Source organism: Flavobacterium sp., assembly GCF_965277525.1.
Taxonomy (GTDB): Bacteria; Bacteroidota; Bacteroidia; order Flavobacteriales; family Flavobacteriaceae; genus Flavobacterium.
The window spans coordinates 739,167-765,396 of sequence record NZ_CBDIDC010000011.1; the positions used below are offsets into that span (position 1 = coordinate 739,167).

Annotated in this window: 27 protein-coding genes; 18 read left to right on the forward strand and 9 right to left on the reverse strand. The window is 36.2% G+C overall.

Going from position 1 to position 26,230, the window contains the following annotated elements; translation table 11 throughout:
• Position 1 precedes the first annotated feature (1 nt).
• The 3 genes from ACQY44_RS23730 to ACQY44_RS23740 are packed head-to-tail and all read right to left on the reverse strand — an operon-like array spanning position 2 to position 2,867.
• Positions 2–1,429 (reverse strand): L-dopachrome tautomerase-related protein, encoded by a 1,428-nt coding sequence (locus tag ACQY44_RS23730; protein WP_428232750.1) that lies wholly within the window; start codon positions 1,427–1,429, stop codon positions 2–4.
• A gap of 26 nt (positions 1,430–1,455) precedes the next feature.
• Positions 1,456–2,214, reverse strand: coding sequence for an acetolactate decarboxylase (locus ACQY44_RS23735; RefSeq protein WP_428232751.1), 759 nt, complete (start codon positions 2,212–2,214; stop codon positions 1,456–1,458).
• Positions 2,215–2,267: 53 nt separating this feature from the next.
• Positions 2,268–2,867 (reverse strand): nitroreductase family protein, encoded by a 600-nt coding sequence (locus ACQY44_RS23740; protein ID WP_230717996.1) that lies wholly within the window; start codon positions 2,865–2,867, stop codon positions 2,268–2,270.
• Between the two features lie 98 nt (positions 2,868–2,965).
• Between ACQY44_RS23740 and ACQY44_RS23745 the strand changes: the two genes are divergently transcribed.
• The 5 genes from ACQY44_RS23745 (at position 2,966) to ACQY44_RS23765 (ending at position 9,357) form a co-directional block, all read left to right on the forward strand.
• Positions 2,966–3,313 carry a winged helix-turn-helix transcriptional regulator gene (locus ACQY44_RS23745; protein WP_230717995.1) on the forward strand — a complete coding sequence of 116 codons (348 nt, stop codon included), beginning with the start codon at positions 2,966–2,968 and terminating at the stop codon, positions 3,311–3,313.
• A 776-nt stretch (positions 3,314–4,089) separates the two neighbouring features.
• Positions 4,090–4,533 carry a nuclear transport factor 2 family protein gene (locus ACQY44_RS23750; RefSeq protein WP_428232752.1) on the forward strand — a complete coding sequence of 148 codons (444 nt, stop codon included), beginning with the start codon at positions 4,090–4,092 and terminating at the stop codon, positions 4,531–4,533.
• 89 nt (positions 4,534–4,622) lie between these two features.
• Positions 4,623–5,516 (forward strand): alpha/beta hydrolase, encoded by an 894-nt coding sequence (locus tag ACQY44_RS23755; RefSeq protein WP_428232817.1) that lies wholly within the window; start codon positions 4,623–4,625, stop codon positions 5,514–5,516.
• Between the two features lie 14 nt (positions 5,517–5,530).
• Positions 5,531–6,349 (forward strand): helix-turn-helix domain-containing protein, encoded by an 819-nt coding sequence (locus ACQY44_RS23760; protein ID WP_428232753.1) that lies wholly within the window; start codon positions 5,531–5,533, stop codon positions 6,347–6,349.
• Between the two features lie 86 nt (positions 6,350–6,435).
• Positions 6,436–9,357: a PQQ-dependent sugar dehydrogenase gene (locus ACQY44_RS23765; RefSeq protein ID WP_428232754.1), complete on the forward strand. Its 2,922-nt coding sequence runs from the start codon at positions 6,436–6,438 to the stop codon at positions 9,355–9,357.
• A 159-nt stretch (positions 9,358–9,516) separates the two neighbouring features.
• Here the strand turns inward: ACQY44_RS23765 and ACQY44_RS23770 are convergent, their stop codons facing one another.
• Entirely contained in the window at positions 9,517–9,723 is a 207-nt protein-coding gene (locus ACQY44_RS23770; RefSeq protein ID WP_428232755.1) for a hypothetical protein, read from the reverse strand.
• Between the two features lie 412 nt (positions 9,724–10,135).
• Here ACQY44_RS23770 and ACQY44_RS23775 point away from each other — a divergent pair, with 412 nt between their 5' ends.
• The 7 genes from ACQY44_RS23775 (at position 10,136) to ACQY44_RS23805 (ending at position 15,639) form a co-directional block, all read left to right on the forward strand.
• Positions 10,136–10,501, forward strand: coding sequence for a hypothetical protein (locus ACQY44_RS23775; protein WP_428232756.1), 366 nt, complete (start codon positions 10,136–10,138; stop codon positions 10,499–10,501).
• 25 nt (positions 10,502–10,526) lie between these two features.
• The gene (locus tag ACQY44_RS23780) at positions 10,527–10,856 is read left to right on the forward strand and encodes a hypothetical protein (protein ID WP_428232757.1); all 330 of its coding nucleotides are present in this window, start codon (positions 10,527–10,529) and stop codon (positions 10,854–10,856) included.
• Between the two features lie 142 nt (positions 10,857–10,998).
• Complete coding sequence (locus tag ACQY44_RS23785; RefSeq protein ID WP_428232758.1) at positions 10,999–11,997, forward strand: SDR family NAD(P)-dependent oxidoreductase; 999 nt, start codon at positions 10,999–11,001, stop codon at positions 11,995–11,997.
• A gap of 3 nt (positions 11,998–12,000) precedes the next feature.
• Positions 12,001–12,729, forward strand: a complete 729-nt coding sequence (locus ACQY44_RS23790) for an SDR family oxidoreductase (RefSeq protein ID WP_428232759.1) — start codon at positions 12,001–12,003, stop codon at positions 12,727–12,729.
• 83 nt (positions 12,730–12,812) lie between these two features.
• Entirely contained in the window at positions 12,813–14,084 is a 1,272-nt protein-coding gene (locus tag ACQY44_RS23795) for a metallophosphoesterase (protein WP_428232760.1), read from the forward strand.
• A gap of 78 nt (positions 14,085–14,162) precedes the next feature.
• Positions 14,163–14,819, forward strand: a complete 657-nt coding sequence (locus ACQY44_RS23800; RefSeq protein WP_428232761.1) for an HAD family hydrolase — start codon at positions 14,163–14,165, stop codon at positions 14,817–14,819.
• 16 nt (positions 14,820–14,835) lie between these two features.
• The gene (locus ACQY44_RS23805; protein WP_428232762.1) at positions 14,836–15,639 is read left to right on the forward strand and encodes a helix-turn-helix domain-containing protein; all 804 of its coding nucleotides are present in this window, start codon (positions 14,836–14,838) and stop codon (positions 15,637–15,639) included.
• Positions 15,640–15,772: 133 nt separating this feature from the next.
• Here the strand turns inward: ACQY44_RS23805 and ACQY44_RS23810 are convergent, their stop codons facing one another.
• Positions 15,773–15,955 carry a hypothetical protein gene (locus ACQY44_RS23810; protein ID WP_428232763.1) on the reverse strand — a complete coding sequence of 61 codons (183 nt, stop codon included), beginning with the start codon at positions 15,953–15,955 and terminating at the stop codon, positions 15,773–15,775.
• Between the two features lie 25 nt (positions 15,956–15,980).
• On the opposite strand from ACQY44_RS23810, the gene ACQY44_RS23815 reads away from it, so the two are divergent.
• The 5 genes from ACQY44_RS23815 to ACQY44_RS23835 all read left to right on the forward strand — a co-directional run bounded on the left by ACQY44_RS23815 (position 15,981) and on the right by ACQY44_RS23835 (position 20,778).
• Positions 15,981–16,091, forward strand: coding sequence for an FG-GAP repeat protein (locus tag ACQY44_RS23815; protein ID WP_428232764.1), 111 nt, complete (start codon positions 15,981–15,983; stop codon positions 16,089–16,091).
• A 418-nt stretch (positions 16,092–16,509) separates the two neighbouring features.
• Positions 16,510–17,535 (forward strand): alpha/beta hydrolase family protein, encoded by a 1,026-nt coding sequence (locus ACQY44_RS23820; RefSeq protein WP_428232765.1) that lies wholly within the window; start codon positions 16,510–16,512, stop codon positions 17,533–17,535.
• A gap of 152 nt (positions 17,536–17,687) precedes the next feature.
• Positions 17,688–17,897 carry a PDDEXK nuclease domain-containing protein gene (locus ACQY44_RS23825; protein WP_428232766.1) on the forward strand — a complete coding sequence of 70 codons (210 nt, stop codon included), beginning with the start codon at positions 17,688–17,690 and terminating at the stop codon, positions 17,895–17,897.
• 714 nt (positions 17,898–18,611) lie between these two features.
• The gene (locus tag ACQY44_RS23830) at positions 18,612–19,187 is read left to right on the forward strand and encodes a helix-turn-helix domain-containing protein (protein ID WP_428232767.1); all 576 of its coding nucleotides are present in this window, start codon (positions 18,612–18,614) and stop codon (positions 19,185–19,187) included.
• A gap of 88 nt (positions 19,188–19,275) precedes the next feature.
• Positions 19,276–20,778: a serine hydrolase gene (locus tag ACQY44_RS23835; protein WP_428232768.1), complete on the forward strand. Its 1,503-nt coding sequence runs from the start codon at positions 19,276–19,278 to the stop codon at positions 20,776–20,778.
• Between the two features lie 558 nt (positions 20,779–21,336).
• Here the strand turns inward: ACQY44_RS23835 and ACQY44_RS23840 are convergent.
• The 4 genes from ACQY44_RS23840 to ACQY44_RS23855 form a co-directional block, all read right to left on the reverse strand.
• The gene (locus ACQY44_RS23840; RefSeq protein ID WP_428232769.1) at positions 21,337–21,744 is read right to left on the reverse strand and encodes a 3-hydroxyacyl-ACP dehydratase FabZ family protein; all 408 of its coding nucleotides are present in this window, start codon (positions 21,742–21,744) and stop codon (positions 21,337–21,339) included.
• Positions 21,745–21,873: 129 nt separating this feature from the next.
• Positions 21,874–22,710, reverse strand: coding sequence for a hypothetical protein (locus ACQY44_RS23845; protein ID WP_428232770.1), 837 nt, complete (start codon positions 22,708–22,710; stop codon positions 21,874–21,876).
• A 495-nt stretch (positions 22,711–23,205) separates the two neighbouring features.
• Positions 23,206–23,574 (reverse strand): VOC family protein, encoded by a 369-nt coding sequence (locus ACQY44_RS23850; RefSeq protein ID WP_428232771.1) that lies wholly within the window; start codon positions 23,572–23,574, stop codon positions 23,206–23,208.
• A gap of 470 nt (positions 23,575–24,044) precedes the next feature.
• Complete coding sequence (locus tag ACQY44_RS23855) at positions 24,045–24,551, reverse strand: GNAT family N-acetyltransferase (RefSeq protein WP_428232772.1); 507 nt, start codon at positions 24,549–24,551, stop codon at positions 24,045–24,047.
• A gap of 360 nt (positions 24,552–24,911) precedes the next feature.
• Here ACQY44_RS23855 and ACQY44_RS23860 point away from each other — a divergent pair, with 360 nt between their 5' ends.
• Positions 24,912–26,126: an acyltransferase family protein gene (locus tag ACQY44_RS23860; RefSeq protein ID WP_428232773.1), complete on the forward strand. Its 1,215-nt coding sequence runs from the start codon at positions 24,912–24,914 to the stop codon at positions 26,124–26,126.
• The last annotated feature ends 104 nt before the right edge of the window (positions 26,127–26,230 follow it).

Here is a 26,230-nt window from a genome sequence, read left to right on the forward strand (position 1 = left end):
ATTATTTTAATTTAAATCTGTAAATATAATAAGGTGGTTTCCCTTGGTCGACACCACCCGTAAATGCAGGAGTAGTGTTCAATTGGTTGGCAGAAATATACATCCAGTTATCAGGACCCAGGTAAGTGTTATCTGGCCAAAGCAAAAGTGTATTGTCTTTTACAGTATTGGTTAAAGTACCGTCGATTGCCAGTTTTGTAATGGCGTGCTCCTGCAAATTAGTAAAATAGTGGTTGCCCATTGCATCTGTTATTGCGCCATCGCTAAAGGGTTTTTTACCAGCAATTGTAATGGCTTCGCCAATGGTTTTGTCATTTTTGTTTTCCCTAAAAAGCTTTGTCGGAACTTTGTACCAGCTGGTACCGTTCATAGCACCAAAGAAAAGAGTTTCCCTGTCTGCCGAAAGAGTGATGGGATCTATAGCCACGCGTGCAGGTTTGCCGCCAAAGTTTATTACTTTGCCCTCTATAACCATATCTTTATCTTCTGCCGCCAATGTGTGATGACCACTAAAGCGACGGGCATTTTTTGTTTTCAGGTTAATAGCAATAATACCCGGATTGGCAATATCGGCAAGATAAGCCCAATTATTTTTCTCGTCAATGACAACATCTTGTAAAAATGAACCTTTAGGTGCGATAGAACCTGGTAATTCTATTTTTTCAATGACTTTATTGGTGTTGATGTCAAATGACCATAATCTGGTTTTTCCTAATTCAAGTCCCATATCAGTTACCCAGAGCCTGCCTTTTTTATCGAATATTAATCCCAACATGGCATCAAACTTGGCATTGGTGGCGGGCTGGTTGTTTTTTTGAAAACTTTCATTAGGGTAGGCAACAGCTTTACCGTTGATAATTTCTACCAATTGCATTTTTTGACTGCCCAGAGGATGAATGGTGGCAAACACACGTCCATTAGCAGATACGGCCACATCGCCCGGACGAATATCCATAGCTGCCACGGATTCTAATTGGGGTTGTGCAGTTGCAGTGTTTCCAAAATAATTAGCTGTTCCATTAATCCAATCGGTACGTGGCGGCGCAAAAAAATCAATGTCGAGGGTACCGTCTTCCAGACACTCAAACTCGTGTGGTATATTTGCCGGAATAATCAGTACTTCACCTGCTTTTACTGTGTAATCTTTACCTTGCATTGTTACTTTGACACTGCCTTTGGTAATGTAGGAAGTTTGCTCGTTAGAGTGATGATGTAAAGGGACTTTTGCTCCTTTGTCCATTTTAAATAGTGCCAGCATCCCTTTTTCGCCGTATACATATTTGCGTTGCAGTTGGGGCGCCATCTGTTCCCAGCCTTCATCTTCAAATTTTATGTGCTGTATTTCATTGGGCTTTTGTGCCCATATCGATTGTACCAACATATTGAAGGTGGCAATGGCAAGAGTTGCAATTTTTGTTTTAAATTTCATTCTGTTTTAATTTAATAATTAATGTTTTAATAAGAAGATTTTTTGTCGTTACTTTTGAACTTCGTGTTACGAAAACGTTGGTTGTTTTTAAGCAGTTCTACCGTATAGCCGTCTTTTTCATCAAGTGATACTATTAGGTTTCCGTTTAGTAAGCCTGCTACCAAATGCCCTCCATATGTTTTATCATCGGCAATAAAATGAAAATGAAACGGAGAAAGATCGATACTGCTGAAGTATGGCGGGTTATAAAAGCCAACCAAAGTGCCCGTAATATTTTTGGCTTTGTACAAGGGCCTGTTTTTCATCAATACCGCAAGGCCTGTAGTGTCAGCTGATGCAATTTTTTCTGCGCCACCTGTGGTAATTTCAGAAAAACTGCAATTGATTTTAATGGCATAAGGCATATTCTGCGATGGCAATAAAGTAAGGAGTTTTTGTTGCAGTTGTTCTGCCGTTCCGTTAAAAGAAAAGGTAATTACAGTATCTTTTTTAAACTGTGCCAAAGAAAAAAATGGAGATTTTCGGTTGGTTTCTTCCACTACTTTTCCATCGGAGGCAATGCGATAAAAAATACCGTCTAAGGCAATTAATTCTCCATCTAAAAGATTATAAGTGCCAAGTCCAAAATCGCCTTTGGCTGTCAGATATTGAATGTTGTGTTCCCCCTCATAAATGCCGTTGCGCATTGCATCCATTACCGAGTAATGGTAGATGACATCATGTTGTTGTGCTTGGGCTTCAAAGCATAAAAAAGTTAAAACGGTGATGATTGGTATTAATCTCATAATATTTTTTTTAAAAGGAATGTTCCTCAAATGAAAATGTCCTTTATAATTGCCTACAAAAATTCGATAACGCTTTCCATCTGCAGACGCTCTTTTGGCTTAACAGCTGGCTGATTGCCATCTTCGGGGTTTCTATAGCCAATTGCAACTGCAAATAATGGCTTATAATTTTCGAGTTTTAAGATGCTTTTGTATTCATCGTTTTTAATCCCTTCCATGGGCGTACTGTCAATTTCCATATTTGCACAGGCACTTAAAAAAAAACCAAGAGATAAATACACCTGATGCTGTAGCCACGATTTAATTGCTGTTTCTGAACCGGTTTTTATAAACTGATTGTAATAACCAACGGCACCTTCTGGCAGGTTTTGATGAATTTGCGTTTCAAATTTTCCAATGTCGTCAATAGCGCTAAAAACCACCAAATGACTTGCTTCATTTATTTTCTGTTCATTGAAATAAGAAACAGCTGCCAGTTTACTTTTTATTTTTTCGTCTGAAACGAAAGTAAATTTCCAGGGTTGGCTGTTGATAGATGATGGGCTTAAGTGTAAAATTTCTTTTAACTGCTGGATTTTATCATCCGTAATTTTTTCGTTTGAATTGTACTTCTTTGTGGTATACCTGCTCTTTGCAAGATTTAAAAAACTCATATTTCTAAAATTTTAATTATACTATACTTTTTATTGTTACAAACATAAGTATAGTTTGTTATCTTTGCAATAACGGTCAAAATAGATAGTATAAAAAAATGTATTGCATAAACGATAAAGAATATCCATGTAGCACCAGTCTGACTATGAAATATATAGGTGGAAAATGGAAATCAGTCATTCTTATTCATTTAATTGAAAAGAAACGCTACAATGAATTGAGAAAAGAATTGCCAATGGTTACGGAGCGAACCATAAGTTTGCAATTAAAAGAATTGGAAGAAGACGGTTTGATTATACGCACCGTACACACCACCAAACCACCTTTGAAAGTAGATTATGAGCTAACAGATTTTGGAAAAACACTCATTCCCTTACTTAAAGCGATTGCTAGTTGGGGAAAAGAAACAGCTAAAAACAATAAAAGGATAGTTGTTGTGGAATGAGCAGGCTGTTGCTAAAGATAACAGCAGTGGTTGCAGAAGTTAGATGAATATGATTTAAACATATTTTAATTGATTTTGGGAGTGTTTCAGATTAGGTGTTTTAGTATAATAGCATTGTGAGATTGGAAAAATGGCCGGCTCAGACCAGAGTCTTTTAGCATAATTTGACCACTACTTTTAGAATGTGTTGACCAATGTTATTCAATTTAAAGTGATCATCATAATTTGGAATTAAATCTAGTATAAATTATTGTGAGTCAGACTCTATTTTGTAATTATATTAATATGAAATTCTACGAAATAGACAATAAAATTTAGAACCGAATTTAGGTGGTCATTCCATTTTAACATATAATGGTCAATTAAACTGATTTTTCCAACAGTTCTGCGAAGTGGAGAAAATGTTTTTCGAGGGTTGCCTGAGATAATTTATATAAATTATCCTTAGTGTCCAAAACATTTGTTTATCAAGATTTTTCTTACGAATATCGAGCCTAATTGTTGAGTAGGTCTTCAACTTGTGTTTGCTCCAATTTACAGAGATCATATTCTATTTTAATGTGACATTCTCAACAAAGGATTTTGACTTTTTAAACAAAATAATCTATTTGTAATTCCCGTAAATTTGATCTATAGCTTTAAAACATTAAATAAGCGAACGGAATTGAAAATATAATTTAAAACATAATTTGTTTTTAATGATTTGATTATCAGTATATTTATATAGGAATAAAATAAGAGTATTAAAGTAATAAGTTTTAAAATAAAAGCAAGCAATGGAAAATTCAAATTCTCAATCAAAACCCGCGTCTATTTTATTCAAAGAATATCTGGATTGCGTAAATGCAGGAAATCCAAAAACAGTAGCTGAATTTTTTGACAAAGACGGTTATATCGAAGCGCCTTATGTGGCAACTTTCGGAATGGACTCAAAAATCTTAGGCAGGCCTGCCATTGAAGCTACTATGACAGGACTATTGCAAAATGCACCCAATTTTAAATTTACAAGTCTTAGAATTATTCTGGAAACGCCTATAGAGGTTGTGGCCGAATATGAAAGTGAGGCTGTCATGGCTACAGGCAAAGATTACAAGCAATTGTATATTGGCCACATCACATTTAAAGACGGAAAAATTGTTACGCACAAAGAATTCCTGAATACCGTGACTTTTGCAAAGGCATTTTTGCCTGATGTATTAAAAGATTTGGCAAACAAATAAATAGAGAAACTATGCGAGTTACAAAACAGATGCATAATAAAGAACTGCAGAAGGGCTATTGGGTCATGAAAATAGCATCAAAGTTGCTTATGAACAAAGTGGGCATTAGTTTATTGAATACCTTCAGTGCAAATAGTAAAGGAAAAAACATAGAAGGGCTTCACTGCGAACAGGTATATATATGTGACGCAAATAACAGTAAGAATATACGGTTAAGGATTTTTAGCCCTTTGAACTACAGTGGCAAATTGCCAGGTATGCTTTATATCCATGGCGGAGGACTGATGATGGGTACTCCGGAAGACTTCCTGGATATTATTAAAAATTATATGGATGCAAGTCCCTGCATCATTGTTGCCCCGGATTATACCAAAGCCTTTGATGCTCCCTATCCCGCAGCTTTTAATGACTGCTACGATACTTTATTGTGGATGAATAAAAACACGGCAATACTTAGCATAATTCCTGACAAATTAATTGTTGCAGGACATAGTGCAGGGGGTGGCCTTGCGGCTGCCGTTACCTTGAAAGCCACTGATACCGGAGACGTAAAAATAGCTTTTCAGATACCAATTTATCCGATGCTAGATGACAGGCAGAATACAGAATCAGCAAAGGATAATAATTCAGCAGGATGGAATTCAAAATCAAATGAAATGGGATGGAAAGCATACCTTAAAGAACTTCTGGAAGAGGGTAGTGAAATTCCAACGTATGCAGCACCGGCCCGTGCAGAGGATTATTCAAAATTACCGCCAACGATTACTTTTGTAGGCAGTCTTGAACCTTTCAGAGATGAGACCCTTGCATATGTTGAACATTTAAAGGTCAATAATATTGATGTCACATTTCGCCTTTTTGAAGGCTGCTATCATGCTTTTGAGGTACTGCACCCGAAGCTTAAAATCAGTGAGGAAGCCTGGGGATTTCTACTAAGTGCCTACAGTAAGTATGTGCATAAATATGTCTACTCAAAAAAATAAAAAAATCAATTTTGATGGATTATATTTCAAAATATCTGACTCCTGAAATCAAGCTTTCCAGCTATGATGATGAACTTTTTAAGTCTGACCTCATGTTTGATGACCATATGCTTATCTGGTTCATCTCAGGAGAAACAAAAATTATACAGGCTGATGCCACTTTCTATTTTAAGACAGGAGATATATTCCTGATCCCAAGGAACCTCCTCGCTGCAATGGTAAATTATCCTAAGAACGGACAGCCTCATAAAACAGTGGTAATGCATCTCTCTACAGAAAGGCTGAAAAAGTTTTACGAAAAAATTAACATTGACAAAAAAACTGAGACCGCGCATAAAATATTTAGTTTCAGCAACCATCCTTTAATTGAAAGCTGCATGGCCTCAGTAGTACCGTATTTTGATATGAAAGGGGAATTACCTGATAGTATCGCGTCACTTAAAATTACCGAAGCCATAAGCATACTGCGTGAGATTGATAAAAGCGTAGACAATGTCCTGGCAAATTTTGATGAGCCGGGGAAGGTGGACCTGATCGATTTTATGGAGCGCAATTTCATGTATAATATGCCGATGGAGAAATTAGGCTATCTCACAGGCCGCAGTTTGTCAACCTTCAATAGGGACTTTAAGAAGTATTTTAACATGCCGCCGCAAAAATGGCTGACCGAGAAAAGGTTGCAGATGGCGCATTTTCTTCTTTCCGATAAAAGGAAAAAGCCGGCAGAAGTTTATCTCGAAGTAGGTTTCGAAGATTTTTCTCATTTTTCATTTGCCTTCAAGAAAAAATATGGATTCTCTCCAAGCCAAACACCATTACTGGATTCTGATTAACCGCAGCTTTGATCATCATATAATATATCAATTCAAAATAACTCCCAAGTTAATCCATAACTCTAAATCTACTAATAAAAAATTTTATGAAGAAAAAATTACTTAAAGGATCCAGTAAAACACAGTTTACGCTTTGCATCCTGTTTGCTTGTTTGCTCCTGAGCTCCTGGCAGGCACATTGCCAGTACATAACCCAAAATCTTGCTCCGACAGCCGTGATTAGAGAAGGGCTTGCACTGGAGCAATCAGCTGACGGTCGCATATTTATTGCTGAAAGGGCGGGTATCGTAAAAGTATTCCAGAACAATACCGTTTCAACAGTGTTTACAGTCACGACCGTTACTGATAATGAACAGGGCCTGTTAGGATTAACCCTTCATCCTGATTTTGCTGCAAATGGATATATTTATGTATTTTACTCTATAAACGAGTCAGGAATAATCAGGCATCGTATAGAAAGGGTACAGATCAACAATGCCAATCAGGTTCTCGCAAGACAGGAGATCCTATTGCTTGAGCCGATTGGTGGTGGATTCCATAACGGAGGGGATTTGAAGTTCTTCAACGGATTTCTATATGTCACCGTGGGAGATAGCCAAAGAGATACCAATGCTCAGGATCTGGATACCTACAAAGGAAAAATACTTCGATTGACAGAAAACGGATTGCCAGCGCCTGGAAATCCTTTCTATGGAAGCGGTTCCCTTCAGAGGCAGAGTATCTGGGTCTACGGATTTAGAAATCCCTGGAGACTTGTTTCCAATCCGGTGGCCAATAAATTATTCGTCCTTGATGTAGGGACATCCTGGGAAGAAATAAATGAAATCAGCAATCCTGTGATACGCAATTATGGCTGGGGTCACCCTCAGGGAGGCGATGGAAAACAGACCGAAGCTAACCTTTTTACCAATCCCATATTTACCTATGCTACGGGAAGTATTGGAAATGCGCTTACTAACGGGCTTTTGTACAACCCTGTAACACCCCGGTATCCAAATCTTGAGGGAAAATTCATTATCAAAGATTTTGTTAGAAATGCGATACGTTCATTTGATCCGAATATTCCAGATCCGGTTTCTACTGAATTCTATACGGCGCCGCAGCAGCAGGCACTCGGAATGATGATGGGCAATGACGGATTCATCTACTATTGCGCATATGGAAATAATGGGGCTTTAATCAAGCTTGATTATATCGCAACTGCTGCCCCGACTATTGTAAACCACCCGTTATCGCAATCCATAATGCAGACCACGCCTGTCACTTTTACTGTTTCTGCCAGTGGAGTGGGACTTTCGTATCAATGGCAGTTCAATAATACAGATATTCCCGGGGCAACTACAGTGAACTATACGATTCCAAACCTATCAGTAGCAAATGCAGGCTCTTATAGGGTTATTGTAAGCAATACTGCGGGAAGCGCCACCAGCAATCCGGCGATGCTTACTGTAACTCCTTTCAACAATACACCGACAGTTACTATCCTCTCCCCATTACCCACTTTAAAGTGGAATGCGGAGGATATTGTTTATTTTGAAGCAACAGCAATTGATATCGAGGATGGAACCCTGCCTGCAAGCGCTTATTCATGGAGTATGGACCTTTTTCATGAAGATGTGCCTGGTGCAGGACACTCTCATCCCGGAGCAAGTCCACAAGGGGTAAAATCAGGAAACTTTACAGCATCAAACCAAGGAGAGAAGACACCAAATGTCTGGTACCGATTCACTGTAAGGGTAACCGACAGCAATGGTCTGGTAGGAACTGCTTTTGTGGATATAAGGCCCAATTTAGTTGATGTCACCGTAACGAGTTCTCCTGCCTTATTGAATCTGGAATTCAATCAGAGGGCTGTTACCACGCCTTCCACAAAGCAGGTCGTTGCCAATGCATCCTTACAGACGCTAAACGCGCCTACTCCCCAATATATCGGAAATGTGCGCTACGATTTTGATCATTGGAGCCAGGGAGGAACCGTTAACCAGACATTTCAGGCACCGGCGACCGGCACCATAACCTATACTGCATTCTATAACTCCTCTACACTTCCAAGTGGTCCTTATCAGGGAATTGTTGCTCAGGTTCCAGGAGTAATAGAGGCAGAAAATTATGATGTCGGTGCGGGTGCTTATTTTGATAGCAATGGCGGCGGAGATACAGTCTACAGGCCGGGAGATGGCGTAGGAACCGAGGCTTGCAGCGAAGGCGGTTTTAATCTTGCGTATGTAGCAAGGAATGAATGGCTGAAATATACCGCAAAAGCAAATACGACTGGAATCTATAATATCAACCTGAGAGTTTCATCGCCTTACAACGCAAGAAAAGTGCATCTTGAAGTGGATGGCGTGAATGTGACCGGAACAGTCAACCTGCCTAATACAGGAGGTTTTCAGGCATGGCAGACCGCTACAGTGCTAAATGTACCTTTAACCCAAGGCGTGCACGTTATAACGTTATTTTTCGAGGAGGGAGACATAAATGTCAATAAGATGGAATTCGTGCTCACTGGAAGCACAGCGGCCCCGACCGCTGATTTTGAGGCCAGCACATCAATGGGATGCCTTAATACTCCTGTTATTTTTACTTCTGTTTCGATAGGAAACGTTGACAATTATCTTTGGAATTTTGGGCAGAGTGCACAACCTGCAACTGCTACAGGTGCAGGTCCGCATTCTGTTATCTATAGCACTGAAGGAGACAAAGAAGTTTCACTTACCGTAAACAATACCGCTGGAGGCAATACCAAAGATGTTTTTTTTATGGTTCATAGTTGCAACCTTGGCATTGATATTCCAGCGATTGAATCTAAGAAAATTATAGTTTATCCAAATCCTTCTACTGGAATATTTCACCTGTCAGAAGAACTGCAATGGACTGTATATTCCCCTTTAGGGATTAAGGTCAAGCATGGAGCGGGAAATCAGGTCAATATCTCTGAGCATGCATCGGGAATTTATTTTATTAAAACAGGAAAAAATAGTAAAGCCATACAGATCGTTAAACAGTAAGCTGGTTTAGTTATATTTAAAGTTATAAATTATATATAAAGACGTAACTGACAGAGATTGTAATAATGCATATACAAAAGCCTGCAAAGAATTGCAGGCTTTTGTATATGCAGCAGTAGACCGAAAATAGTAACCGGATAATTTTATTAGTCGTTGATTTTATCCTTTTGGTAAAGTGTGAGCCAGGTATCCTACGGGCTGTAGCAGCGATACTTCCTTCGCATCTCCTGTCGGGTCGTTGAGCCCTTTTATCTTCTTGCTGAAACTTAACTTCTTATTTTCAAAAATGCAGCTGAACTTTGGAAATTCATTATGGGATACAATCCAATTGTAAGGATCCTTTTTTTTAATTACAAATTTTTTCATTGCCAATTTTTCCTTTGAGGCAGTATCTTACTATTACCAATAAACTCCCGCTATGTTCAAGTAGCAAATTTATCTGTTTCAAAGTTAGCGACAATATTGCATTTTATTGTACTCCTTAGACACTTCCTGTATACAAAATTTTGCATGTCTCTCCCGTGATACACCTGTTGCTGTTTAATGACATTGTAAACAAAGAATATTGACATTGTAAACAAAGCCCAGCATGGTGGTTGTGTATAACTTTGTAATAGGCTTTTAGCAACAAAGAACGGCGCTTGACATTTATCGGGGGACACCACAGAAGCCTATAAATTCAGGATTTAGCTTGAAGGTAGAGAAGCTAATCAAAGTGACCCACCTTAAAGTAGACTGTGTCCATTCCAGCCTCTAATCAATAATTTATTTTTTAGACATGAAAAAAATCATCACTAAAATTACGCAGGCCCATGGTGGTATCCAAAGATGGAACAAACTTGAAAAAGTAACAGCTCAAATGAGGAGCAGCGGAAAGTTTTTTGAGTTAAGGGGACTTGCCCCTGACGACTCTATTCGTGAGATGACGGTTTTTCTACATGAGAAAAAAGCGTCGTTATGGCCATTCGGATCAATTGATAAACGAATCAGTTTTGCTTGTAGCCGTATTGCCGTTGAGACAATATGCGGCGAATTATTGCTCAAGCGTACCGGAACACTAGAAAAGACAAACAACCCTATGACAGGTGACAGCTGGGATGTACTGGACAGGGCTAATTTTAACGGCTATGCATCATGGAATTAGCTTACCACTCCTTCTCTTTATGCTTATGGCTGGAATTGAATTGGAGCAGTTGCCGAGTGAAGAACATCAGGGTGAGCAATGGCATAAAATAAAAGTTCTCTTCTCTGATAGTATTGCCGGCCATAGCGCCATGAAACATTTCTATTTTGGGCCTGATTATCTGCTCAGAAGGCTTGATTACACTGTGAATGTTGCCGGTACATTTCAGGCAGCGCAATTGGTATCTGATTTTATTGAAGTCGATGGCATAAAACTGCCAACAAAACGAAGAGCTTATAAAATGCAGAGTAATGGAGAACCGGATTTAAACGAACTGATGTTAGCTTTTGATTTTGAAACAGTTGCATTCTTTTAAATAACGATCGACTGTTTACATATTGGTTGCACAGGCTTAATCCTCAATGACTTTTTAAACAAAATAAATAGACTTTTTAAACAAAATCACTAATCTCATATCAATCTAATTTTGTCCTATAACATTTTAAATATAAAAAAAAATGAAAACTAATAATTATCAAGGAGCCTTACAACAGCCACTAGGTTCGGGATTTAACGAAAAATCAACAGCAAGCGATGTAATTAAAGGCAAAGACCTAACAGGCAAAATCGCGATTGTCACAGGAGGAAATGCAGGTATCGGTCTGGAAACTACCAAAACACTTGCAGCTGCGGGTGCTACGGTTATAGTACCGGCAAGGGATCTGGAAAAAGCCAGAAAAAATCTTGAAGGAGTTGAAAATGTAGAAATCGAGGTTATGGATATTATGGATCCATTGTCTATAGATGCATTTGCTAAAAAATTCCTCTTGTCAGAGAGACCACTGCATCTTCTTATCAACAATGCCGGAATTATGTGGGTACCGCTTCGTAGGGACAGCAGAGGGATTGAATCTCAATTGGCGACCAACTATGTTGGTCAGTATCATTTGACAGCCAGATTATTTCCTGCACTTAAAAAAGCTGACGGGGCAAGGGTAATCAATGTATCATCTTTAGGACACCAGATGGCACCTTTTAATTTCGAGGACCCTAATTTCCTTCACAGGGAATATGAAACCCTGCAGGGTTACGGTCAGTCAAAAACAGGAAGTAATCTGTTTTCCCTTGAACTTGACAATCGTGCAAAAGCATATAATGTTAGGGCCTACTCGGTACACCCGGGTTCAATTGCAGGTACCGAATTAGGCAGAGAAGCTTCATTGGAGTTGTTCCAAAAAATGGGTTTTCTCGATGCAGATGGAAATATGAATCCTGAGGTAGCGGCTAAACTAAAATCAATTGAGCAGGGAGCTGCTACTACTGTGTGGTGTGCTACAAGTTCTTTACTTGATTCTATTGGAGGGGTTTACTGTGAAGATGCAGATATCGCCAGATTAGCTGATGGTGTGGAGAGTGTCGGATCATATGGCGTGGAAGTTTATTCCTTGGATGAGAAAGATGCTAAAAGATTATGGGAGCTTAGTGAGAAAATAACAGGCGTATCCTTTAATATTTAACAAATGGAAAATGCAAGCAATAAAGTTGCCGTCATTACCGGCGGCAACAGCGGGATCGGCTATGCGACAGCAAAAAAGTTGAAGGAAATGGGCGCCCAAGTTGTGATCACTGGGCGAAGAAAAGATGCTGTTGAAAAAGCAGCCTCAGATTTAGGGGTTGCCGGTATGATCGCGGACCAGTCCAATCTCATGGATATTACGAATCTGGCTGCCTCGGTCCATGAGCAATTTGGCAATGTAGACATGCTGTTGATCAATGCCGGCATAACTAAGATTGCCTCAATAGAATCGACATCAGAGGCTATGTTCGACGAGGTAATGGATATTAATTTTAAAGGGGCTTATTTTACCTTAAGTATGTTTATTCCATTCCTGAGCGAAGGAGCATCCGTTGTATTCCTTTCTTCTACATCCGCTACAATGTCTCCTCCAAATGCATCAGTTTATGCGGCAAGCAAAGCAGCGGTAAATACGGTAATGAAAATAGCGGCGCTCGAACTGGCGCCAAGGAATATCAGGTTGAATACAGTGAGTCCCGGACCAATCTCGACAGAGATCATGGACAAGCTTGGCATGGATAAGAACATGGAGAGCCAGATGGTAAACAGCATACCGCTATTGCGCTTTGGAAAGCCTTATGAGGTTGCTAGCCTGATATCATACCTGTTGGGTGATGAAGCACTTTTTATTACCGGATCAGACTTCCTAATTGATGGGGGACAGGCTATATAATTCTATTGACGGCGCAGGTTTTTATAAGTCGGGAAAACATTGATTTTTCCAATTTATATTTTTTTTAATTTAATTAGTATATAATGACAATAAGTAAATACATAGTTGTTCCGATTCTTACCCTTGTTTTACTGTTAGTTGATTGGTATGTCTGGCAGGCGGTAAGGATAGTTTTCCAGGACAGCAGCACTCAGGCCCAGACAGCAGCAAGATATATTTTTTGGGGAATTACAATGAGCACGTTAATCGGATTGTGGTCGTATAATTTTATTGATCCAGAGGTGCTAGGCGTAAGAATACGTACAGTGATCCTTGCCAGCTTATTTATCACCTACTGTTCCAAATTGTTCTCAATTGTATTTTTAGTAATTGATGATGTTTCAAGACTTTTTGTATGGTCAAGGAATAAGTTAATTACTGAGAAAGATATTACTGAAACTGTTAAAGATGCCGTGAATACCATAACCCGTTCAGAATTCCTGATGAAAACAGCACTGTTTGCAGCGGCGATTCCAGCCGGTGCGCTGGCATGGGGAGTCTTGTCTGGTGCTCATGACTACAGGGTACGTCGTATAAGACTTAAGATAAATAACCTGCCAAAGTCTTTCCAAGGTATGACTATTGCCCAGATTTCAGATATCCACACAGGCTCCTTTTTTAATAAAGCGGCTGTTGTGGGCGGTGTGGAAATGCTGATGAAAGAAAAACCCGAAATGGTGTTTTTTACAGGAGATTTAGTAAATGACAGGGCAAGTGAGGTGAAGGATTATATCAATATTTTCGATAAGATTAAAGCACCCCTTGGAGTCTACAGCACACTTGGCAACCATGATTATGGCGTCTATAAAAGATTTTCAAATCCTCAGCAGAGTATCGACAATATGAACGACATTAAAAAAGCACACAAAGAACTGGGCTATGACCTTCTTTGCGACGAAAACAGGATTATCACCCTGGGAGGAGATAAACTTGCAATTATAGGAGTAGAGAACATTTCTGCCAATGAATCGATGTTTGCCAATACAGGAAGTTTAAAAAAAGCGATTGAGAATACAGATGATGCGGCAGTTAAATTCCTGTTAAGCCATGACCCAAGCCATTGGGACAAGGAGGTGAACAGTGAATTCAAGGATATTGACGTGACCTTCAGCGGGCATACGCACGGTTCACAATTTGGCATAGCTATTGGCGACCAGACCTATTCCCCTTCTCAATTAAGCTATAAGCAATGGGCTGGCTTATATCAAAAAGAAGATCAGCAACTGTATGTAAACCGAGGTTTTGGATATCTTGGTTACCCGGGCAGGGTAGGAATGCCGCCGGAGATAACTATTTTTGAACTTGCGTCAGCTTAGATTTCAGCGATCAAAAAAGAAAACGTTTAGTTTGGATAGCTATCCTGTCAAATTAGTATTAACCCCAACCATAAAGACATGAAATACCAGGCATTTATTTTCGATATGAACGGCACAATGATTGATGATATGCACTATCACATTATAGCATGGTATAGTATTTTTTATAAGTATAAGGCTCAAATTACAATAGAGGAAACTAAATTGAAGGTATATGGCAAGGCGGAAGAAATGTTTGAACGTGTTTTCGGTAAAGGAAAATTTTCCGATGCAGAAATACAGCAGATCATTTTGGAAAAGGAGATGAAGTATCAGGAAGATTTCCGACCTTATTTAATGGTAATAGATGGTCTGGAGCCATTTTTGATCAGTGCGAAGGAGGCAGGTATTAAGCTTGCAATAGGGACAGCGGCATTAAAATCTAATGTGGATTATGTTCTTGATGGACTGGGGCTTCGTAAATATTTTGATGCCATTGTAAGTGCTGAAGATATAAATAATAGTAAACCGGATCCTGAAGTTTTTCTAAAGTGTGCAGCGCTATTGAATGTTTCACCCCACAGGTCTATAGTCTTTGAAGATTCTCCCCATGGTATTGAAGCGGCATTGAATGGAGGCTTTAAAGCTGTTGCTATAACGAGTCTTCATGAAAAGAAGGATTTTGCAAGATTTGAGGACCTGCTTTTTTTAATAAATGATTATTTAAGTTCCAAAGTCTATTCATTATTCACGTAATTAAAACAATATTTTAATGGAACATATTTCAAAATACCTTACCCCCGAAATTAAGCTTTCAAGTTATGATGACAAGCTATTCAAGTCGGACCTTATGTTTGAAGACCATATGTTGATCTGGTTCATATCAGGTGAAACAAAGATCATACAGGCCGATGCTACGTTTTATTTTAAGACTGGCGATATATTTTTAATTCCCCGAAATCTTTTAGCTACGATAATAAACTATCCCAAAAATGGGCAGTCGCACAAGACAGTAGTAATGCATTTATCGAGGGAGCGCTTGAAAAGGTTTTATGAAAAAGTTGATACGGGCAAAAAACGCAGTGGTCAGCAGAAAATATACAGTTTCAGCCACCATCCACTCCTTGAAAGTTGCTTGGCGTCGGTGGTACCGTATTTTGATATTGAAGGTGAGTTTCCTGAAAATATTGCCTCACTAAAAATTACGGAAGCCATCAGTATACTAAGAGAGATTGATAATAGCGTCGATAACTTGTTGGCAGATTTTGAAGAACCCGGTAAAGTTGACCTGATCAGTTTTATGGAACGTAATTTCATGTTTAATATGCCCATGGAAAGATTAGGATACTTGACAGGTCGCAGTTTATCGACTTTTAATAGAGACTTTAAAAAATATTTCAATATTACTCCCCAAAAATGGCTGACTGAAAAAAGGCTCCAATTGGCTTATTACCAATTAACAGAGAAAAAGAAAAAACCAACGGAAGTTTATCTGGAAGTCGGTTTCGAAGATCTATCTCATTTTTCATTTGCATTTAAAAAAAAATATGGATTATCTCCTGGTCAGTTAGCTTAAAAATAGATGTTCTTTTAGAACCAATGAAATATATGTGCATGTTACAAGTGCGGATCAATAGTTAAGTATAAGACATAAAAGTTGCCAGTTGAGTTCACAATTACTTCAAGTGTATTTTTTAATTTAATCTTTTTTAGGTTTCTTGCTCTCTTTCGTATGTTGCTGACCCCATTTTATGATTTCTAAAATGAAAGTTGTCAGAATCACTTGTCAAAGAGCTTAGGGTGTTTGGAGTTGAAGTTAGTCTCGCAGCTCCAGGTTTTTTCAGGACTAGTTTTCTTGATAAGGGAGATGAGCCTGTGTCAAAAAACACCATTGATGAATGTCATGTTTTTGTATAGTTGGCCATCGCTATAGGCGATTTAGACGGGGATGGCAAGCCCGATTTGGCGGTAGTGAATAATAGTATCAGTACATTAATTATTCTCCTATTTTTTCATAAAAGAAAGTAAAGTTTGTGCTGATTTTAAATCAAACAATTTTGACTGTTTTTTGTATTATTGAAATGTTTTTTGGTTTTAATTTTTATAAGTATTATCCTGGAGGTAATAATAGATAAAATAAGAAATTATGAAAACAAGATTAATCTTTCGGGTATTGAAATTTAGTAGATTTTGTCATTTTTTGGTTAAAAACAACCATTGACTTTGTCTAGTTAATTGCGGTAAATTTGCTAATCAAAAAATAAATTATAATGCAAGTCACAACGTATAAACCGGTTTGCAGTGGAAATTTCCTCACAAGAGTCTACAGTATATTGCGGAGAATATTGGGGTAAAGTGAAATAGGCTGCTTTACTGGCTGATATTGCCGTAATTACTACTTCTATATTTTTAACCGTGGAAATGCATATAATTAAATTTATTAAATATGAATTATACTTTGAATTACACTTTGAATTACACTTTTAATTTTTTACTAATAAGCTTAATGTCAGTGGTTTGTAAGGCTCAGGTTTTAAATGTTGGCGAACAAACCATAAGCTATATTGATTATTCTAGAGAACGCTCGCTAAAGACTCAGGTGTGGTATCCAACAACTGATAAGGATATGAAGGATAGCGAACTACCGTTCTTATTATCGCCTACGGTAAAGAATGCAACATTTGTTAATAAAAAATACCCACTGATCGTTATATCGCATGGTACAGGAGGAAACAGAATGAGTTTAGCTTGGTTAGCAATTGAATTGGCTAAGAATGGATACATTGTTATCGCACCTGATCATTGGGGAAATACCCTTGATAATAAAATACCAGAATACTTTGTTCGCTATTGGGAGAGACCACTGGATATGAGTTTCTTGCTCTCTTCATTTTTACAGGACAAACGGTTTAACAATTATTTGGATAGTGAAAGAATTGCCACAATAGGTTTTTCATTGGGCGGATATACAGCGCTGGCACTAGCTGGCATTCAGTTGGACTGTGAAATGTTAAAACTTAATGCTTCCTCTGAGCAAGGTCGTCAAGAATTTACTGTTCCGGAATTTGGTGATTTGCGCAAATTAGTAAATAACATATCTTGCAAAGAAGTACCAGCAGCTTTAAGAGATAGTCGATTTAAAGTTCATATCGCATTAGCTCCAGCCTTAGGCTTAGGAATTTCAGAACAGAAACAAAATATAACGGCTCCAATTTTAATAATCGGCGCAAATGATGATCAAATAGCCCCTATAGAAACTAATGCATTAAGATACAGAAAGGCCATTTCAGGTTCAGAATTTATAAAGCTGGCAGGCAAAACAGGTCATTACATTTTTTTGAACGAGGGAAACCCGCAATTACGTCAAGAAGAATCAACTTACTACCAAGATGATAATACAGTAGATAGACAATTGATCCACCGACAAATATCGGCTGAAATACGGGATTATCTGTCCAATCACCTCAAGTAGAAAGAATCGGATATTTTGTACTTTCTTAGAAGCCAGATGAGACTTTAAGCTCGTAGCCTTCATTTTATTATATTTCTAATTTTTTTTATTGCTGTATCACGAATATGCCATAAATTTCAATTACCACTTTTTTACTCTTATTTAATGTATTATTGGATGAATTAGAAAAATTCATTCTTGAATTAGGAAAGGGATTTATTTTTGTAGAACGTCAAAAAAGAATGATAATAGAGGGCGAAGATTTTAATTTAGATTTACTTTTTTACCATCGAAAACTAAAACGGTTAGTAGCCATAGAATTAAAATTAGGAAAGTTTCAAGCTAAACACAAAGGACAAATGGAGTTTATTTACGATGGTTAGATAAATACGAAAAACAAGATGGAGAAAAGACACCAATTGGGTTAATTCTTTGTGCGGAAAGTAGTCGTGAACAAAGAGAACTGCATAAATATGGTATAATAGTTGCTGAATATTGGACAGATCTACCTCCTAAAAAACAGTTTGAAGAAAAAATACATTCGTTGTTAGCTGAGGCTAAAGAAAGAATAGAAAGAATAGAAAGAATAGAAAGAATAGAAAGAATAGAAAGAATAGAAAGAATAGAAAGAATAGAAAGAATAGAAAGGAAATATCTGTCAGGATGAAAAATCGAATATATTCCAATTGTTTCAGAAGTATGGACACAATTGGGATATACTACATGTTTAAATTTTTAATGATTGATTATCATTAATATAAGCAGGAATTTTGTTGCTGAGAATAGATCTAACAATTGAAGATGAACTAACCTTTACAGAATGTAAAGTGATTTTGAATTTTTTAGCACGTTGTTCTAATTTACGGTGCGAACTTCTTATTGACTAATAAAGTTTAGAACCTAAAGTTCTTAGATCCTTATTTTGCTGGTTTTCCAAATTGACTTGTTTAGGAATGTGAAAGGTGCTAAGTTGAATTTATTTACCACCTTTTTTTACATTCTAAGATTAGAAATGATGACTAAACAACCTTCTTGAAAAAGATGTAAATTAGCGTCGAAAATCAATTTATAACATCTTTTTTAGAATAACCAGTACTATGTCTATACTAAAAGCCATAAGAGAGCAGAAAAATCTGACTCAGGAAGAATTGTCAGAAAAATCAAAAATTTCTATTAGAACTATTCAACGGATAGAGTCCGGGACTGAGCCTAAGGGACATACGCTCCGTGCGTTGGCACAGGCATTGGGCATACAGGAAAATGTATTACAAGATAAAGTTGTAATCGCTGAAACAGATCAGGCGAAAATAGAAAGAAAAGAAGGAGAGCAGGTACGAGAAAACATCAACTATTCTTTCATTAAAATAATCAATCTTTCATCCCTTCTTTTTGTTATAGTACCACCCTTTAATATTCTGGTTCCGCTTCTGCTGACCTTTAAGATGAAGCAGAAAAATAGCCTGACCAGACAAATAATTTCAGTCCAGATCTTATGGACGGTAATGGCACCTATTGTGTTTATGCTGGGAATCTTTTTAAAGCCCGGATCTGAGCTTACACTGGCTCTTATTATCATCATTATATTGTCTAATATATTTGTTATTCTTCGCAATGCTGCAGCAATAGCCCGTGATAAAAAAATGTTTTACAGATTGAATTTCAGTATAATATAATTCCTGTCGGTACTTTGTCGGGTTTTTGTCAGGGTCGTTCTTGACTGAACAACGGGTAATAATCTAATCTTTGTCAAAAATATTAACAATGACAAAAACAGTAACAATGACAAAGTACACTCATTTTATCCTCACTTTTTTTATCGTTTTCTCTAGTAATGTTCATGCACAAATAGAAAAGACTGACGCTTTATACAAAAAAATTATGTCCAGAGACAGCTTGCTTTTTTCAGTAGGCTTCAATACTTGTAATATAACACAAATGGAAAATTTACTGAGTGATCAGCTTGAATTTTATCATGATAAAGATGGCTTCTCGGATAAAAAGAAATTTATGGTTGATTTTAAAAGCGGATTATGCAGACCATCGAAAACTTATAAGGTCAGGAGAGCCTTGGTTGAAAAAAGTACTGAAATCTATCCAATGTATCAACAAGGAGAATTATATGCCGTCATCCAGAACGGTACCCATCAGTTTTATGAAAAAGAAGCCAATCAGCCAGAGAGACTCACCGGGGCTGCTAAGTTTACCCATTTTTGGGTTCAGGAGAATGGGGAGTGGAAACTGAAAAGATCACTGAGTTTTGATCATCAGGCAAAACAAGTTAGCGATGAGAGTGTGTTTGAAGATGATCAAGCTATTGAGAACTGGCTGAAAGAAAATAAAATTCCAACATTAGGATTAGGAATCATTGAAGGAGGAGAACTGAAGCAAGTAAAAGTTTTTGGAGAAATAAAAAACGGTATTTCTGCACCATATAACACCTATTTCAATGTAGCTTCTATTACCAAACCTGTAACTACAATGGTTGCATTACGCCTGGTAAGTTTAGGGAAATGGAAGTTGGATGAGCCTCTTGATCAATATTGGATAGATCCAGATCTTGCCAATGATCCGAGACACAAAAAATTAACCACAAGGACCATTCTAACCCATAGGACAGGTTTTTCAAACTGGAGATGGATGAATGCCGACAAAAAACTGCATTTTCAGTTTGATCCGGGAACAAGTTACCAGTATTCAGGAGAAGGTTTTGAATATCTGAGAAAAGCCCTGGAAAATAAATTTGGAAAATCACTGGATCAGCTAGCCAAAGAATTGATTTTTGAGCCCCTGAAAATGAAAGACACCAATTATATTTGGGATGAAAATACTGATGAGTCAAGATTTGCTATTGGATACGATAAGCAAGGTAAGCCTTATCCAACAGAAAAAAACAAAGTAGCCAATGCTGCTGATAATCTACATACTACGGTAGAAGATTTAGGGAATTTTATGGTCAATATCATGAAAGGTGGAAATCTGAAGCCTGAAATTTTTAAGGAATTGATCAAACAACAGACGAAAATTAAAGACAACAAATATTTCGGATTAGGTTTTGAAGTGTATGATTTTGGGAATGGAGATTATGGTTTAGCTCATGGGGGATCAGACTCTGGCACACGATGTATTGCTTTTGTATTACCAAAATCAGAAAAGGGAATTGTAATTTTCACCAATACCGATGAGGGTACTAAAATCTATGACAAATTGATTCTTCATTACCTGGGTGAAGAAGGAAAGAAAATCGTTGAGATAGAAAAGAAATAAATCAACACCTATACGATGATTTTATTTCATGATTATCTAAAACAATAATAAAATGTAGTGGGGGAAATACCAACGCCTATTTTTGAAAAATTTGGTAGAGATTTGAAACCTTAGATATACCAATAATTTCTATTTAAGTTATGCTCTTAGAAAAATTACCTGAAGAGATGTATTAAAAAATGGCGCCAATTGTCTTCAATTGGCGCCATTTGGCTGTAGTGACAGGAACAGGGCAAATTTCTATAAATTTTATGAAAGATTTGAAGAGATTGTTTTATTACATATAGTGTCTGTCTTTTATTTGATTTATGAATTTGGTTTGGATGTCCTGTTGGCGATTTCTATAAAATTCTGTTTGATTTTCTAAATTATTTTAAAAAAGTGTTCTTGGATAATTTACTTGAATTAAAATAGATAGTCTTAAAATTTTTTGGTAAAAGATATCCTCTTCAAAATACTGTGCCATTATTTGCCACAAATCTTAAACAGGTGAAACATCTATAAAACTCTCCTTAACTTTTGTGGTAGAAAAGGTATCAAGTCCCATATTAAATACTATTATATTTTGAAACACATCCAGCTTGCTTTTATAATCTTTTTATCCCCTACATATGCAATTCCTGACTGTTTGATTATCTTTTCACTTAAACGAATATTTTTTACAACAAATTTTATTTGATCTCTAAATTTTGCAGCTACATAAAATTCTGCATCTTCTATAGTGACAAGACCAAAAATTCCTTTTGTTATTCCTAAAAGTTTAACACCTGCACCTCCGCATTGGGCCATTGATTCGATCAAAATTGTTCCGGGAATATACTCGGATTTAGGAACGCTTCCTTTTAACCAAAGGTCTCTTTCATCAAATGTTTTAATTCCAATAATTGTTTCATTTGAAAATGATATTATTTGATCTACGAATAAAAAAGGAGCCCTATGTGGAATTAATTTTTCAACTTCAGACATACTATTTTTTTTTAGCTATATTTATTTTAAGTTAAGAAATCAGTTTTTTTGAATTATGTGTATATCATTTTTTTTATTAAATATTAGTTTAAATTCATTATCACTAGGATTAAGCAAGATAAATATCTCTTAATTTGACAATCGAAATCCTAATACGGTTTTATATAAAGTAGGTACAATCAATAAATTATCATTTGCAATGTATTCAATATCTGCAGTAATGATTTTTTCTTTTCCAAGATCAATTAGTAATTTTTTATTTCCGTTTGCATCAATATTAAAGAGCTGTCCCTGCCATGCTCCGGAAACTATATATCCATTTTTGCCATTACTAACAATACCATCCAGATTATCAATTCCGCTAAAAATCTGATGGGATTTTTTGGTCAGTTTGTTTATGGCAAAAGCAGTTTTACTTTCCATATTCAGTACTAAGAGGTCCTCTTTGGTACATAACAATCCATTTGGCTTAGAAAGAAAACCAGATTCAGTCCATACGTTTATTTTTTCGTCTGATATTTTATAAATCTTGCTCCCAAAGCAGTCAGAAACGTAAATATCTCCATTTGTATCTATTGTTATATCGTTAAGGAATATAGCATTGTCTACATGATACACTTTCTCAATTTTAGCTGTTTGGGTGTTGATGCGGATTACTCTGTTAATATCGGCAACATATAATTTTTTCTTATATAATCCCATTCCCTGAGGGTTATCCAATCCATCAATCCATTTTAAAACTTCTATTTCTCCATTTGTTTTAAGCTTGGAAATAAATCCATTACCGTCTTTTGCAAGATACTCGCCGTTTATATTTGAGATATAGAGAATCTTTTTTGAAGAGTCATAAAGTGCTGATTCAGGTTTTAAGAAAAGAGAATCTGACTCCCATACTTTTGTAATGTTCTGACTAAAAGAGATAGCAGAAATAAATGTTGTAAATAAAATGAGAATTGTTTTTTTCATTATTTAATCTTCAAATGGTTTTATTAAATTTCGGTTTCAGGTTATTTAAAATAAAATCTTATACATCATACCAAGTTCTGGTATTCCTCTGGAAAATAGCTATTGATTAAGTAAGACAAAAAATGAAGCAGTCTTGTTAGTGCTTTGATTATAATATTTGCAAAAGTAACTTCTTATGAAGCAAGCTGCAATAACTAAATATAACCAATTTTCAAATTTAACTACACAAATAGCAGGATTTTAATGTTTTATTGATGCGGTTTTCTATTTTCTGTCTATTGGTCAATCAATTTTATCCATTCATCAATAAAGTTTCGTAAGGGATTATTGACCTGATAGATTTGCCTTAAATAATGTTAAAAATATGAAAATGAAGGTGAAAAAGATAATTCTTTAGGCAGTATTATTTATGATGCCACTGGAGTTAGTGGCACATGATGACCGGAATATAGATTTGTTATGGAAAGTATTGAAATTTTAAGTTGAAAACGAAGATTACATAGTCGATTTTGGCATTTTAGAATAGTCTGTCAATCCTAATTTATTTCCGAACGGATCTTTGAACTCAACAGAAAGCCCGGTCATAATCTCGAAGGGCTCACTTAAAAAATCAACTCCTTTTTGTTTTAGGTCTTCGTAAGCATCTTGAACATTGTCAACGGTGAACCAAATTGCGGGTTTCGCATCTTTAATAGTGGTCACAATAATTGCAGGTTCGTTACTACTAACTTTAAAAGCAGTCATACCTTTATCAGCAAAGTCAAACTTGATGCCAAGCCCAAGCTTGTTTGTATAGAACTCTTTTGCTTGGTCAAGATTGTCGACAGGCAGAAAGAAATTATCGTAATTGTTAATCATACTCATATTTTTCTGATTTTATTTGTGAATAGTCTATGGCCAGTTATGTAAATTCTTGCCGCCCCTTTTCGCAGATGTAAAAGTGTTTGTTAGTCGGATTATCCTTTGCAATCCAGCCATTATCTGCGAAATGGACTAAAATAAAGATTTCAATTGTCCCGTCAATATGTTTCAAACAGGTTTAGCCGGTTTTATTTCTGTTAATTCACTGATTGTTTTGTTTTTTTTAAATTGACTCTAATTTAAGATTAAAATTAATTTTATTAGCGTAGTAATATATTTCAGTAAAGTACACGTAAGTCCAAATTTAGAGAAAAGTTTTATTGTATTGAATTGATCTGATTTTTTATTTTCAAGATTTTCTTCAAAAAAAATATCTGATTATGCAGATAAGGAATTGGCACTTTACGGCAATTTCTACTTTTAGTTCTTGTTTTAAAATAATTTAAGCTAAAAACTCTGACAGAAGAAGTTATTTATATTTGGTCAATATTAAAATAGATTGTTTCAAGACCGAACTCATCTTCTCTTCTGAATTTTTCTAAAAAACCAATTTTCAAAAGTATTTTTTCTGAAACCTTATTAGCAGGATCTATTGATGCAAAAATCGTTTTAAATTTTAATTTTTCAAAACCATATTTGACTGCAGCATATGCAATTTCTGTTGCTAGACCTTTTCCCCAGTATTGCTTGTCCAAAGCATAAATTAATTCATAATCATTGATATCTGACGATAAAATCAAACCGCAGTATCCAATAAGTGTATCATTATCCTTAGAGAATACTCCATACATGCCAAAACCTTTTAATTTATAATTTAAAATTGAAACGTCGATCCATTTCCGTGTTTGTTCTTTTGACAAAGGTTTGCCATCACCTACGTACTTCATTAATTCAGCATTGCCACAAATAGAGTATAGCGCTTCTAAATCAATTTGCCTGATCTGATTTATGTATGTTCTTTCAGTTTCAATAATCGTCATTTTGTATGTTTATAAAAGCTTTAATATGGGAGTATTTAGTCAGTATATTTTTTGAGTGCTGATCAGGTGAAATTGATAAAAACGAAAGTATAAATTAATATCTAAATTTCAAACAGATAAAGATCTCACTGTTTTTTCACGCATTCTTTGATGAAATATTATTTACAATCTTTTACTGGTAGTAAAGTAAAAATATCATCATTGTTGGTTTGTTCTTAGAGTTTTAAGTGGTAAAAACATATCAATTAATTGACTTTTCAGGAGCTTGAGATCAGTAAAGAGATTAGTGGTCGAGGTTGCCGCAGTCAATTTTTTTTCAGTTAGGATGCAACGTTTTAATTAGAATACGCGTCTATGATTATGAAACATTATTTAGTTACTATTATGACATTAAAACTGCAAAATTCCAGGACACTCTGGCTGGATTATCTAAAATCATTCATTACGATACTGGTGGTTGCTCATCATACCTCGTTAGCCTACACCACTTTTGCATGGTTTGACAGTAGTGCCTATATTAATTCTACCGCCCCGATTATAGATCATAAGAGATGGATTGGGATGGATATATTCGAAAATTATAATGATATTTTCTTTATGTTTCTCATGTTTTTTATCGGTGGGCTTTTCCTTGTGAAAAGTATAGAGAAAAAGGGAGCCATGTATTTTGTACGAGACAGAATTAAAAGGCTCTTTATTCCGTTTCTTTTTTTAGGTACAATCTTAATGCTTTTTTCTTATTTCCCAGCTTATTATCTGGCACATCAAAATACTAATATTTCAGCTTATGTAATAGATTTTTTTACCATTGAAAATTGGCCTCCCGGTCCGCCTTGGTTTATAGGAGTTTTGTTTTTCTTTAATTTAATTCTGGGAATTATATATCCTTTTATAAAAGAAAAATTCAATAGATACTCTGATAAAGTTTCATTTTTCACCAATCGTCCTGTATCTGTTTTTGCGGTTTTATTTTGTATTACTTTTATTTTATATGTACCAATAGCGTATTGCACTGGAGCCGGAAAGTGGGTTTCTTTTGGGCCGCTTGATTTTCAACTGAGTAGATTACTGGCCTATTTTGGGTATTTTTTACTGGGTGCTATTGTAGGTAACAGCGATTTTGATAATCATATTTTTTCATCCAGTTCGCGTTTTGTTATTCAATGGAAATATTGGCTTATTGTATCCTTGGTTTTTTATAGTGCAGTAACTTACCATAACAGGACGGACATTCTGGGCCAGTTTGTAGATAATGGCATTATGCCTGAATTTGTAGCATGGATGATTTACTACACCTTATATGTTGGTACATGTACGGCCTCTTGTATGGCTTTTATCGGTCTGTTTAAAGCTATTGTAAAGCATAGTCACAGATTATGGAATTCACTAGCCGAAAATGCCTACCTGATATATCTTCTTCATTACTTTTTTGTGCTGTGGGGACAGTTTTTTTTAATGAAATATGAAATACATGCATTGTGGAAATTCTGTATAGTATTTTTATTTTCTTTGGCAACCAGTTGGATTACCGCCATTTGTCTTCGAAAAATAAACATTGTAAAAAGATACTTGTAAGATTATAAATCAGCGAGTACATACCAATTTTGTTTTGCCGGAAGTAAATTACATAGTATTTCCGGTTCAGGAATCGACTATTATTAGAATAAAAACAGGAACTT

Coding starts and splice junctions, on each gene's coding strand:
- ACQY44_RS23730 (WP_428232750.1), bottom strand. CDS start 1,429: ATGAAATTTAAAACAAAAATTGCAACTCTTGCCATTGCCACCTTCAAT.
- ACQY44_RS23735 (WP_428232751.1), bottom strand. CDS start 2,214: ATGAGATTAATACCAATCATCACCGTTTTAACTTTTTTATGCTTTGAA.
- ACQY44_RS23740 (WP_230717996.1), bottom strand. CDS start 2,867: ATGAGTTTTTTAAATCTTGCAAAGAGCAGGTATACCACAAAGAAGTAC.
- ACQY44_RS23745 (WP_230717995.1), top strand. CDS start 2,966: ATGTATTGCATAAACGATAAAGAATATCCATGTAGCACCAGTCTGACT.
- ACQY44_RS23750 (WP_428232752.1), top strand. CDS start 4,090: ATGGAAAATTCAAATTCTCAATCAAAACCCGCGTCTATTTTATTCAAA.
- ACQY44_RS23755 (WP_428232817.1), top strand. CDS start 4,623: ATGAACAAAGTGGGCATTAGTTTATTGAATACCTTCAGTGCAAATAGT.
- ACQY44_RS23760 (WP_428232753.1), top strand. CDS start 5,531: ATGGATTATATTTCAAAATATCTGACTCCTGAAATCAAGCTTTCCAGC.
- ACQY44_RS23765 (WP_428232754.1), top strand. CDS start 6,436: ATGAAGAAAAAATTACTTAAAGGATCCAGTAAAACACAGTTTACGCTT.
- ACQY44_RS23770 (WP_428232755.1), bottom strand. CDS start 9,723: ATGAAAAAATTTGTAATTAAAAAAAAGGATCCTTACAATTGGATTGTA.
- ACQY44_RS23775 (WP_428232756.1), top strand. CDS start 10,136: ATGAAAAAAATCATCACTAAAATTACGCAGGCCCATGGTGGTATCCAA.
- ACQY44_RS23780 (WP_428232757.1), top strand. CDS start 10,527: ATGGCTGGAATTGAATTGGAGCAGTTGCCGAGTGAAGAACATCAGGGT.
- ACQY44_RS23785 (WP_428232758.1), top strand. CDS start 10,999: ATGAAAACTAATAATTATCAAGGAGCCTTACAACAGCCACTAGGTTCG.
- ACQY44_RS23790 (WP_428232759.1), top strand. CDS start 12,001: ATGGAAAATGCAAGCAATAAAGTTGCCGTCATTACCGGCGGCAACAGC.
- ACQY44_RS23795 (WP_428232760.1), top strand. CDS start 12,813: ATGACAATAAGTAAATACATAGTTGTTCCGATTCTTACCCTTGTTTTA.
- ACQY44_RS23800 (WP_428232761.1), top strand. CDS start 14,163: ATGAAATACCAGGCATTTATTTTCGATATGAACGGCACAATGATTGAT.
- ACQY44_RS23805 (WP_428232762.1), top strand. CDS start 14,836: ATGGAACATATTTCAAAATACCTTACCCCCGAAATTAAGCTTTCAAGT.
- ACQY44_RS23810 (WP_428232763.1), bottom strand. CDS start 15,955: ATGGTGTTTTTTGACACAGGCTCATCTCCCTTATCAAGAAAACTAGTC.
- ACQY44_RS23820 (WP_428232765.1), top strand. CDS start 16,510: ATGAATTATACTTTGAATTACACTTTGAATTACACTTTTAATTTTTTA.
- ACQY44_RS23830 (WP_428232767.1), top strand. CDS start 18,612: ATGTCTATACTAAAAGCCATAAGAGAGCAGAAAAATCTGACTCAGGAA.
- ACQY44_RS23835 (WP_428232768.1), top strand. CDS start 19,276: ATGACAAAAACAGTAACAATGACAAAGTACACTCATTTTATCCTCACT.
- ACQY44_RS23840 (WP_428232769.1), bottom strand. CDS start 21,744: ATGTCTGAAGTTGAAAAATTAATTCCACATAGGGCTCCTTTTTTATTC.
- ACQY44_RS23845 (WP_428232770.1), bottom strand. CDS start 22,710: ATGAAAAAAACAATTCTCATTTTATTTACAACATTTATTTCTGCTATC.
- ACQY44_RS23850 (WP_428232771.1), bottom strand. CDS start 23,574: ATGAGTATGATTAACAATTACGATAATTTCTTTCTGCCTGTCGACAAT.
- ACQY44_RS23855 (WP_428232772.1), bottom strand. CDS start 24,551: ATGACGATTATTGAAACTGAAAGAACATACATAAATCAGATCAGGCAA.
- ACQY44_RS23860 (WP_428232773.1), top strand. CDS start 24,912: ATGAAACATTATTTAGTTACTATTATGACATTAAAACTGCAAAATTCC.